The organism is Streptomyces sp. NBC_00273 (genome assembly GCF_036178145.1).
Taxonomy (GTDB): Bacteria; Actinomycetota; Actinomycetes; order Streptomycetales; family Streptomycetaceae; genus Streptomyces.
Genome location: NZ_CP108067.1, coordinates 2,048,263 through 2,059,119 on the forward strand (window position 1 = coordinate 2,048,263; position 10,857 = coordinate 2,059,119).

Below are 10,857 nucleotides of genomic sequence, written 5' to 3' on the forward strand. Positions count from 1 at the left end.
GGCAGGCGGGCGACGGGACCACCGCCAGGCGGAGTCGAGACCGGCAGCCCGGTGGCGACGGCACCGCCGGGCAGGACCGGTGACGGCACCGCGTCCCGGCGAAGCCGACGACGGGACCACCGCCGGGCCGAGCCAGGAGCAGCACCGGGACCGGTGCCCGGTGGCGGGCCGCCGCCGAGCACCGTCGGTCACGGCACGGCAGGACCACCGCCGGGCGGGGGCGGGGGTGCTGGGTGGGGTAGGGCCGGGCGGCGGGGGGCGCGCTGTCAGGTACGCTCCCCCGCCGCCCGGGTTCTCAGGAGGCCCGGACGCGCATCGCGTCGGCCTGCTCGCCGCCCCACAGGAGGGCGGCGGGGGTGACGGACGGCTCCTCGGGGGTGGCGAGCCATCCCACGAGTGCGCCGTCGCGGGTGACGAGGACCGCGGCGGACCCGGCGGGCAGGTCCAGCGTCCAGCCACCGCCGGTGCCGGTGACCCGGTCGTCGGCGTCGGTGGGGTTGAAGGCGCCGATGACGCGGACGCCGTCCGGGCCGGACCGGCTCAGGACGCGGGCCCTGCCGTGCGCCGTGGTCCAGCGCGGGCCGGCCGGAGCCGGAAGCGCGTCGGCGAACGCGGCGAGGAACGCGGCGGCCGCGCCGTCCGCGGGCTCACCGGCGGGCAGCGTCAGCTCGCCGGGGCCGTCTCCGTCGGGGTGCCCGGCCCGCACCACGGCGACGGGGACGGGGGTGCCGTCGGCGGCGTGGGCCGGCCGCTCGTCGAGCCAGCCGAGCCCGATCAGCCGTCCGGAGTCGGCCAGTTGGCGGTGCACGGCGTCGGCGAGTTCCACGAGGACGGTGCGGCCGGTGCGCTGCCAGGCGCCGGCTTCGGGCAGGGCCCGGTCGACGAGGACCACCGCGTCGCGGTCCAGGACGGAGCCGGCCAGCAGGGCGCCGTGGCGTTCGAGGAACGCGGCCAGCAGCCGCAGGCCCTGGGCGTTGGCCTGGTGGGCACCGCCCTCGGCGAGCGGTGCACCGGGGGTGTACGGCGGTGCGTGCAGGGCGGGGTCCACCCCTTCGGCGCGCAGCCCGTCGGGGTCCATGTCGACCAGCGGGCCCCAGTTCTCCGTGGCGCAGGCCGTGTAGACGCTGACGGTGGTGGAGCCCAGCAGGAGAGCCAGCAGGGCGTTGAAGACGGGGGTCGCCGGCCGGGCGAAGGACTCGTCGGTCCAGGTGAACCCCCAGTTCGCCTCGACCACGTCGGTGCCGCCGAGGAGGATCCCGGCCAGGTGGGAGCCGAAGGCCTCGGTCTCCCTGGCCGGGTTGCCGATCCATTCGGTGTGGCCGACGAAGTACCCGGAGCCTCGCACGGCGCGCTGCCGGGCGGCCCAGGCGTCGAGGGCGGCGCGCGGTGCGGCGACCGCGGTCAGGGGGACGTTGGCCAGCCGGGCCGGGCCTTCGGGGAAGAGCGCGGAGATCCGGTCCCACAGGTCGACGATGGCCTGGCCGGACCAGCGGGACCACTGCTGTCGCGTGGCGCTGGTCCACCGGGTGACGTCCTCGGTGGCGAGGGCTGCCTCGTCGGGCAGGCCGCGTCCGGTCAGCCAGCGGGCGAAGGCCCGGCGGGCGGCCGGCGAGGCGTCCTGGGCGTCCACGGGGAGGTGGGCGTCGCCGCAGGTGCCCTCGTTGCCGAGCTGGAGGGCGACGACGGGGCCGTCGGGCGCTGCGGCCCCGGCGACGACCTCGTCGGCGACGGCCTTCAGCCAGGTCTCGGTCTCGGCCTGGACGGCCGGGTCGAGGAGGCTGGGCAGCGGCTTGCCCTGCGAGGTGAGGACGGTGCCGTCCAGCCCCTGGTAGGGGGTGTGTCCGGGGCCGCAGAGGCGGTCGGGCAGGCCGCCGAGCTGCACCTCGGCGTGGATGAAGGGGCCGGGCTTGAGGAGGACGCCCAGTCCGGCGGCGGCGGCCAGCTCCAGCAGCCCGACGACGTCGCACTGCGGGTCGGTCTTCCCGGTGAAGTCGAAGGAACGGTCGCCCTCCTGCGCACCCGTCTCGTGGAAGCGCCACGGGAGGTAGCAGGAGACGACGTCCACGCCGAGGGCCCGCAGTTCGCGCAGGTCGGCGCCCCAGTTGACGGGGGCGGCCCGGTAGTACGGGTACTCGCCGACGACGACGGGCCGGGTGGTGCCGGGGACGAGCGCTGCGGCAAGCGTGGCGCGCGGGGTCGGGCTCATACGGCCGCTCCGTCGTGCGGAGGTACGAGGACGACCTTCAGGGCGGTGTACTCGGCGCCGGGGACGGCGGCGAGGGCCTTGAACGCCTCTTCGTGGTCGGCGAGGGCGAAGCGGTGGGTGACCACGCGCTCCAGGGGCAGCTGCCGGGCCAGCTCGACGGCCTTGGGGAAGATCATGCTGTTGTAGTCGCCGGCGCCGATGATCTGCAGGCCGCGCTGGAGCAGGGTGAGCGGCCGGACGGTGGCGGAGGCGTTGCTGTTGAAGCCCATGACGACGACGCGGCCGCGCACGGCGGCGTAGCCGATGCTCTGCTCCAGGAGGTTGCCCACGGAGTCGACGACGAGGTCGCCGCGTTCGGTGAGGGCGGGGTCGTCCGGGGTGTGGACGGTGACGCGGCCGCCGAACTCGGGGGCGTCGAAGATCTCCTGGCCGAGCCGGCCGCGTACCGGGTCGGGTTCGACGAGGAGGACCGTGGCGCCGTAGCGCTGGGCGGCCATGGCGGTGACCACGCCCATGGGGCCGCCACCGACGACGACGGCGGTCTCGCCGGCCGCCAGGCGGCCGGCCTCGATGTTGTTGAGTGCGCAGGCGAGCGGTTCGACGACGACGGCGCGGTCGAAGTCCATGTCGTCGGGGATCGCGTGGCAGAAGAGCTCGGGGAGGCGGATGAACTCGGCGAAGGAGCCGTCGTAGTCCAGGCCCACCTCGGTCCCGGTCTTGCGGCTGCAGAAGTTCCAGTGGCCTTCGAGGCAGGTGGGGCAGTTTCCGCAGTACAGGGTGGGGTTGACGATGACCCGGTCGCCGACGGCGAAGCGGGTGACGCCCGGGCCCGTGGAATCGACGACGCCGACGGCCTCGTGGCCCATGACGACACCGGTCTCGGCGGGGAACTTGCCGACGAGGACGCTGCGGTCGGTCCCGCAGATGCCGCTCTGGGTGACGCGGATGACGACGTCGTCCGCGGCCAGCGGCTCCGGCTTGGGGTGGTCGACGAGGGCGAGCGTGCGGTCGGCGGTGAGCGTCAGGGCCTTCATGATTCCTCCCTCACGGGCGCGGCGGCGGCGCGGCCCAGGTCCCAGCGGATGGTGTCGAGCAGCTGCTCGTGGAGTTCGGGGGTGGCGGCGGCGATGCAGGACTTCTGGTTCATCGGGCCGAGGTCGACCAGCGAGGTGCTGCCGAGGTCGTCGCCGTAGGCGTCCGTGATGACGACGCCGGCCTGCCGGGCGAGGTAGACGACGGCGGCGATGTCGTAGGGGAAGAGGTGCAGGATCGAGCCGCGGCCTACCCGCAGGAACGCCTCTTCGGTGTCGGGGTGGTCGCGCAGCACGCGGTTGCCGATGTCGACGTAGGCGTCGAGCTGGCCGGTGATGATGCGGGAGATGGAGAAGGTGCTGCTGTTGAAGACGAAGATGCCGCCGGTGTTGGCCGAGCTGTCCACGAGGTGGCCGTACGCCGCGGTCATCAGGTCCATCGGGTGGCCGTTGAACTCGATCGACCAGAACATGTGGGTCGGGTCGGTGTTCCGGCTCAGCCGCGGGACCGCGGTGGCGAATCCACCGCTGTCGAGGCCGTCGGTGTCGTCGCCGTAGAGCCATGCGCCGCTCTTGATCTCGACCAGGCAGGCGGCGTCGACGTCGGCGAGGGTGGGCTTGCCGTCCCCATAGGGGGCGGCCGCGATGGACACCATGCCCATTTCGAGGCCGGCCGAGGTGGGGCGGGTGCCGTCGATCGGGTCGACGACGAGGAGGACCTGCGGATCGGGGGCGAGCTCCACGTAGGAGCCGTCCTCGGTGTAGAGGGCCGCGGGGACGTGGGCGTGCTCGCGCAGGTAGTCCAGTACGGCCTGCTCGGCCACCTCGTCGACGTCGAACTGGGCGTCGCCGCCGGGCGAGTCGCCGTGGACGCTGCGCTCGCGGCCGGTGGCCTCGTAGGCGAGGAGTTCGGCGCGGACGTGCTGTCCGAGGGAGGTGAGCAGCCGCTTCATCGGGTTGTCGCCGACCATCGGGTTGTCGGCGGTCATCGGCGTGTCGGCGCTCATCGGGCCAGCTCCGCGAGGAAGAGGTTCTCCAGCTTGTCGCAGATCTCCTCGGCCTGGTCCATGGTGAGGATCAGCGGCGGGCGGATCTTGAGGACGTTGCCGTAGCCGTAGCGCGAGGTGCGCAGGATCAGGCCGTGGTCCATGGCCTTGGTGGCCAGGTGGTTGGTGAGCTTCACGGCGGGCTTGCCGTCGGCTTCGGCGATCTCGAAGCCGATCATCAGTCCGACGCCGCGGACGTCGACGATCTGCGGGTAGCGGCGCTTCATGTCGTCGAGGCGCTGCATGATGTAGTCGCCCGTGCGGGTCACGTTCGCCAGGAACTCGGGCTGCCGCACGATGTCGAGGGTGGCGTTGGCCGCGGCGGCGGCCAACAGGTTGGCGCCGTAGGTGAACGAGTGGTGGTTCGCGGGGAGGCCGGCGAGCCGCTCGTTGGTGATGATGGCGGCGACCTGCGCGCCCGATCCGCCGAGGCCCTTGGCGGTGGTGATGGCGTCGGGTTCGACGTCGAAGTACTGGGCCGCGAACATGTGGCCGGTGCGGCCGATGCCCGTCTGGATCTCGTCGAATATGAGGGCGATGTTCTGCTCGTCGCAGAAGGCGCGCAGTTTCTGCATGTACCCGTCCGGCGGGACGATGTTGCCGCCGTTTCCGGATATCGGCTCGATGAGTACGGCGGCTACCCGGCCGGAGCTGGCGTAGTCGACGAAGTCCTCCAGCCGGTCCACGCACATCATCCCGCAGGAGCCCTCCTTCTGCCCGTAGAAGCAGCGGAAGCAGTACGGGTCGGGGACCTGGAGACTGCCGGGGAAGATGTTGGGGAACGGCTCGCGGCGGAACGCGTTGCCGGACATCGACGTCATCATCATCGTCTGTCCCACGTGGCTGCGGAACAGCGTGATGACCTCGGACTTGCCGGTGGCCATCTGGGCCATCTTGATGGCGCCCTCGTTGGCGGCGGAGCCGCCGGAGACCTTGGGGTGCACCTTCGTCAGGTTGTCCGGGGAGACCTCGACCAGCCGCTGGACCAGGCCGTTGACCGGATCGCTCTGGTAGGAGGAGGTGATGTGGACCAGCTTGTCGAGCTGCTCCTTCATCGCGGCGACGACGGCCGGGTGGGAGTATCCCAGGCTCAGGTTGAAGGTCGCCGACGCGCAGTCGAGGTAGCTCTTGCCGTCCTCGTCGTAGAGGTAGACGCCCTCACCCCGCGCCATCTTGTAATCGCTGACGGGGTAATAGATGTGCTCGGTAACGTCCTTGGTTTCCATCGGTCCCTCTCACACGGGTCGTTCGAGACGTCAACACGTCGAAAAATGGACGGCGGATTTTCAACTCACGTCCAATGGAAAGAATTCGGATACGGCGACTTGATGCCGGTGGGGGGCGGCCCGGATACTTCACCCGTTTGAGACAGGGATCTCGCGGCAGCGCCTTCTCATTCATCTGATCACATTCCAACTCGGCCTGACAAGTGGCCATTTGGAGATGTAGATCTCTTTACTCCCTTTACCATCCGGTTTCTCTAGCCGGGAAAGGCGAGAGCGCCGGCGGAGCCGCTCAGGGAATGGGACACGGCCGTCGCGGCGCGCGCGACGGGCAGCCCCGAGGGCCCCAGTGCGGCCACGGCCCGCAGGGTGCGCCGGGACGCCTCGTCCCGGGACAGGGCGGGCCAGCACAGGTCGTGCAGTCCGGACGCCGCGAGCAGGGCGCCCGCGGCCACCGGGTGGAGGGCGGAGCGGTCGGGCTCCGCCACCGACCGCCGCACCCGGCGCAGCGCCTCGCGGGGCCGGATCCCGGCGCGCCCGCCGGGCGGTTCGGTGCTGCCCGGGAGCAGTCCGGGGCGGGGGGCGACGAGCGCCGCGGGAGCGAGGCGCTCCACCCAGTCGGACGGCGCCCGGTCCCGGGGGGAACGCTCGACGTGCGCCAGGAAGGCGTCCAGCACCGGGTCGCCGCGGCGGCCCCGTCCGGTCGGCCGGACCCGGTCGTCGTACAGGTCCAGCCGGCCGGCCAGCACGCCCTGGAGCAGCATCGCACCGGCGAGGCCCCGGCCCGCCTCGGTCGCACGGTGCGGTGGCGGGAAGTCGCCGTGCGCGGCGACGCACAGGGCGTAGAGCTGTGCGGGAGCCGTCACGTCAACGCTGCCTCCAGCGTGACCAGCAGTTCTTCCGGTGAGGTGAACACGTGTCCTTGGAGACCGAGTCCGCGCGCCGCGTCCACGTTCTCGGCCCGGTCGTCGACGAACAGGATCTCTTCGGGCGGCAGTCCGAGTGCGCGGACGCACCACTCGTAGGCGGCGGGTTCGGGCTTGGCGCTGCCGATCCGGCAGGAGAGTCCGCGGACCGCGAACCGCTCCAGCCACGGCTGGGTGGCCTCGTACCGGGCGGCGAGGTCCTCGGGGATGTTGGAGAGGAGGCCGAGCACGAGCCCCTGGTCGGCGAGGAGGCCGAGCAGGTCCACCATGCGCTGGTCGATCTCGCTCCAGCTGGCGAGGTCGGCGGCGGTCAGTTCCCCGGTCAGCCGCCCGTCGAGCGGGACGTCCAGGTGCGCGAAGACCGCCTGCCAGTAGCCGGGCCCGGTGACCTCGCCGCGGTCGTAGGGGGGCCGCTCGGACCAGTACGCCGCCCAGAAGCGGTCGGGGTCGGCCCCGGCCGTGCGTTCCAGGACGGCCGTGGACTCGGGCGACTGGACACGGGCGATGACACCGAACATGTCGAAGAGGACGGCTTTCATCCTTCGGTTCCTCACGTTCTACGGGTTCAGGGGTGTGGTGACGGCGTCCGTACGCCCGGCGTCGCGCGGGCCGGGCACACCACCGGGGTCGGGGGCGTTGCGGCGCAGCCACAGGCTCAGCACGCCGCAGACGACGGCGAGCAGGAACAGCAGGAGCGGCACCGTCTTCACCTCCATCGTGTCGATGACGGCGCCGAGCAGGGGCGGGAACGCCACCCCGCCGATCATCGAGGCGGCGATCACGTAGGCGCCGGCGGCGCCCACGCCGGGCACGGCGCGGTTCAGCCAGGGCAGACAGGTCGGGAAGATCGGCGCGATCATCAGGCCGACGCCGAAGTACGCGTACGGGGCGAACGCCGGGACCGTCGCCAGGAGGAGGAAGCCGGCCATGCCGATGCAGCAGACGAGGAGGATCGACGGCGCGGACCAGCGCAGGCTGATCGGAGCGGCGACGAACCGGCCGAGGGTCATGGCGGCCCAGTAGGCGGAGGTCGCGGTCGCTGCGGTGGCGGCGCCGTACCCGACGGCTTCGAGGTGGGTGGGCTCCCAGCCGCCGACGCCGGTCTCGATGGCGACGTGCAGGACGTAGATGCCGATGAACACCGCGATGATCGGGAGCACCCGGGCGCCTCCTGTCGGGGCGCCGTCCACGGGGGCGGGGTCGGGCTCCCGGGCGGCCACCCCGCCGAGGGTGACGAGGATCAGCAGGCTGATCACGCCGGTGCCGATGAAGATCTCCGGATAGCTGTCCGCGCCGAGCCAGCCGATCAGGGCGGGGCCGGCGATCGCACCGATGCCGAAGTGCCCGTTCAGCAGGTTGAGCATGGCGGTGCTGCGGTGGCCGAAGCCGACGGCGAAGAGCTGGTTGAGGCCGTAGTCGATGCCGCCGAAGCCCAGGCCGATGACGAACGTGCCGGCGAGGGCGAGGGCCCAGCTCGGGGAGAACGCGAAGGCGGCGGCGCCGACGGCCATCAGCACGTAGGAGCCGCCGAGCAGCACCCGGTTGTTCAGACGGCCCCGCAGGAGGTGGTAGATCAGCACTCCGAGGAGGGCGCCGACGAAGTGGGCGCTGAGGCTGAGCCCGGCCACGGCCGGGCTGATGCCGAACTCGTCCCGCAGGGCCGGGATCGCCGGACCGTAGAGCGCCTGGAGGGCGCCGATCACCACGAACGCCAGGCACGAGGCGACGATCGCAACGGTGGTGAGGAGGGGCTTCCCTCCTTCTGGCAGGTCGGCCTCAGGGCTGGCGGTCATGGCTCTCCTCATTGGTCATGGCCGAATGAACACGATCAACGTTCACAGCAGCAGGAAGTCCCCACTACTTCACTCAAGCTACACATCACGAATGTTCATTTCAACAGTTTGAATGTTCGAAACGCACATCGTGACGGCCCTCCGCCCTCATCTGTGCTAAAAGCAGACACATGAACGTGATGGAGAGGCACAAGTTCGTCGTGGAACTGCTCATGCAGCAGAACCGCGCGACGGTGGCCGAGCTGGCCCTGGCCACCGGGGCGTCCGAGATGACCATCCGCCGGGACCTGGAAGTCTTGGAGTCCCGGGGAGCACTGCGCCGCGTGCGCGGCGGCGCGGTGAGCAGCCTGCCCGGCGGAATCGAGCCCCCCTACGCGATCCGGGCCATGTCCGGAACGCAGGCCAAGGAGCGGCTGGCACGCGCCGTGGTCGAACTGCTCACCGACGGCGAGACCGTCGCGCTGGACACGGGTACGACCGCCGTGGCCATCGCCAAGGCCATGGCGGATCGCCAACTCACCGTCGCACCCCTCTCACTGCACGCGGCCTTCGCCCTGTCCGCGCACCCCGGCATCCAACTGGTGATGCCCGGCGGGCAGGTGCGCCCCGAGGAGCTGTCCTTCTACGGCCACGCACCCGTGCAGACCTTCAAGGACCTGTGCTTCGACACGTTCATCCTGGGCTGCTGCGGCGTCGACCCCGTTCAAGGCGCCACCGCCTACAACCTCGACGACGTCCAGGTGAAGCGGGCGGCGGTCGCCGCGGCGCAGCGCGTGGTCCTCGTCGCGACGGCCGACAAGATCGGCCGCGCGGCACTGGGTCGCATCTGCTCCATGGAGGAGATCGCCCTCGTCGTGACGGACGCCCCCGCCAACTCCCCCGCGGTCGAAGGACTGCGCGACCAGGGGGTCGAGGTGGTCCACCCGGCGGAGGGCTGAGCCCGGCGGCCGGCCCGGGCGGCCCCGACGGGCGGGGCCCACCGGTCGTCTGGGATCCATGCGTTCGTGCCTTTCCTGCACGGTGCGCAGCCCCGATCGGTGCGCCCCGTCCCAGCATCGAGGGGGAGACGGCCGCCCGCCAATGGGGTGCGACCGTCGTCTTACCGACTGTCAGAAAGACGACAGCAAGAGCTTGCTGCAACTTTCAGGCGGGGTCCTACGTCTTCCGGCCATCCCGGCGGAGGCACTCCGTCCGGCTCGCCGGTTCGCGGCTGCCGTCGAATTCCGCTACGGATCAAGGGTCTTGCGCCGACCTCCCGGCAAGACCCGCGCACGGGAAGCGTGTCCGATACATGTTCCTGGGGCGGCGGGCCGGAGCGGAGTCTCCTAGCATCGCGATCGCGACGGATGCGAACGAGAGGGCAGCGAAATGAAACCAGGCGCGCCGACACGCCCGCAGGACCGTGACCGACCCCGGGAGCTCACGTCCGAGGAGATGGACCTCTACCGGGAGTTCGCAGAACACGGCCCCCTCCAGGAAAGTCAGGTGCTCGCCCGGGCGGAACCCGCCGCCATGGCCCGTACCCTCGACGCCCTCGTCTCCAGCGGCCTGGTCCAGCAGATCGGCCCCGACTGCTTTGCAGCCACCAACCCCACCGACGTGTCCGCACGCCTGCTCAAGCGGTGGGAGGAACGCGTCCAGGGGGCCCAGCTCGACCTGCTGCGCATGCGGGGGCAGCTCGCGGAACTGGCCATCGTGCACGCCGCACGCCAACGCACCCTGGAGGGGCCGCCGCTGGAGCGCATCGAGTCGGCGGACGAACTCCAACGCATCCTCGACCGGCAGTCCGCCGCGTGCACGCAGGAGGTGCTCTGCGCCCAGCCGGGCGGCCCCCTGCCCGAGGCCGAACAGCGCCGCGTCCGCGTCCGGCACCGGGACCTGCTCTCCCGCGGTGTCCCCGTACGCACGCTGTACCAACACTCGGCCCGGTTCGACCCGCCGACCGTGCGGTACGAAACGGAGCTGGCGGCTCTCGGGGCCGAGGCGAGGACGGTCTCCGGCGGCCTGGCCCGGTGCCTGGTCTTCGACCGGTCCCTGCTCGCCCTCCCGCTCCCGGAGACCGCGGGCGGGGCGCTGCTCGTCCGCAGCCCGGACCTGGTCGCGTTCGTCGCCGAGCTGTTCGACCTGCTGTGGGCGACCGGCGAACGCATCGGCAAACCGCGCGAGAAGGCCTTCATCCAGGACGTCGCCGACCAGGCGAAACGATCCGTGCTCCAGCATCTGATGCAGGGCGACGACGACCGCGCCACGGCCCGCGCCCTCGGCATCTCGGTGCGCACCTGTCAGCGCCACGTCTCCGCCATCATGCGTCAGCTCGGCGCGACGAGCCGCTTCCAGCTCGGTTACCTGGCCCACCAACACGGGCTGCTCTCGCCCGACGGCTCGGAGACCGCCCGTACGGTCATCCCGACATCGATGTCACGCCCCGCGCCCGCACCGGCCGTTCCCGAGTCCGGCGCGGGGTGCGCCGTGGACCGCAGCACCTGGATCCACCTGTCACGGGATCGCGGTACCGAGGACTTCTCCGAGCGGATCGGGTGTCGTCAAGAGGCGTATTAGTGGGACTTTCGGGACCGTCCGGCCGTCACGGACAGTGGCCTCACGTCGTCGTTGATCGACCGATCCGACTGAG

9 protein-coding genes are annotated in these 10,857 nt (G+C 71.5%); 2 read left to right on the forward strand and 7 right to left on the reverse strand.

Translation table 11 applies throughout. The annotated features are described in order from the left end of the window. Window positions 1–295 precede the first annotated feature (295 nt). The 7 genes from OG386_RS08755 to OG386_RS08785 all read right to left on the reverse strand — a co-directional run bounded on the left by OG386_RS08755 (window position 296) and on the right by OG386_RS08785 (window position 8,225). Window positions 296–2,206 carry a beta-galactosidase gene (locus OG386_RS08755; RefSeq protein ID WP_328787596.1) on the reverse strand — a complete coding sequence of 637 codons (1,911 nt, stop codon included), beginning with the start codon at window positions 2,204–2,206 and terminating at the stop codon, window positions 296–298. Then, window positions 2,203–3,240 (reverse strand): zinc-dependent alcohol dehydrogenase, encoded by a 1,038-nt coding sequence (locus OG386_RS08760; RefSeq protein WP_328787597.1) that lies wholly within the window; start codon window positions 3,238–3,240, stop codon window positions 2,203–2,205. Before OG386_RS08760 ends, OG386_RS08755 begins: the two co-directional genes overlap by 4 nt. Further along, a complete protein-coding gene (locus tag OG386_RS08765; protein WP_328787598.1) occupies window positions 3,237–4,244 on the reverse strand; it encodes an inositol monophosphatase family protein in 1,008 nt (335 codons plus the stop codon). Before OG386_RS08765 ends, OG386_RS08760 begins: the two co-directional genes overlap by 4 nt. Then, window positions 4,241–5,509 (reverse strand): aspartate aminotransferase family protein, encoded by a 1,269-nt coding sequence (locus tag OG386_RS08770; RefSeq protein WP_328787599.1) that lies wholly within the window; start codon window positions 5,507–5,509, stop codon window positions 4,241–4,243. The genes OG386_RS08765 and OG386_RS08770 overlap by 4 nt, the downstream gene beginning before the upstream one ends. 254 nt (window positions 5,510–5,763) lie before the next feature. Beyond that, on the reverse strand, window positions 5,764–6,372 hold the full coding sequence (locus OG386_RS08775) for a GPP34 family phosphoprotein (protein WP_328787600.1): 609 nt from the start codon (window positions 6,370–6,372) through the stop codon (window positions 5,764–5,766). Next, window positions 6,369–6,971, reverse strand: coding sequence for an HAD family hydrolase (locus OG386_RS08780; RefSeq protein WP_328787601.1), 603 nt, complete (start codon window positions 6,969–6,971; stop codon window positions 6,369–6,371). Before OG386_RS08780 ends, OG386_RS08775 begins: the two co-directional genes overlap by 4 nt. A gap of 18 nt (window positions 6,972–6,989) precedes the next feature. Beyond that, complete coding sequence (locus tag OG386_RS08785) at window positions 6,990–8,225, reverse strand: MFS transporter (RefSeq protein WP_328787602.1); 1,236 nt, start codon at window positions 8,223–8,225, stop codon at window positions 6,990–6,992. Between the two features lie 170 nt (window positions 8,226–8,395). Here OG386_RS08785 and OG386_RS08790 point away from each other — a divergent pair, with 170 nt between their 5' ends. Both OG386_RS08790 and OG386_RS08795 read left to right on the forward strand, forming a co-directional pair. After that, on the forward strand, window positions 8,396–9,163 hold the full coding sequence (locus OG386_RS08790) for a DeoR/GlpR family DNA-binding transcription regulator (protein ID WP_328787603.1): 768 nt from the start codon (window positions 8,396–8,398) through the stop codon (window positions 9,161–9,163). 496 nt (window positions 9,164–9,659) lie between these two features. Then, window positions 9,660–10,784 (forward strand): helix-turn-helix transcriptional regulator, encoded by a 1,125-nt coding sequence (locus tag OG386_RS08795; RefSeq protein WP_328787604.1) that lies wholly within the window; start codon window positions 9,660–9,662, stop codon window positions 10,782–10,784. The last annotated feature ends 73 nt before the right edge of the window (window positions 10,785–10,857 follow it).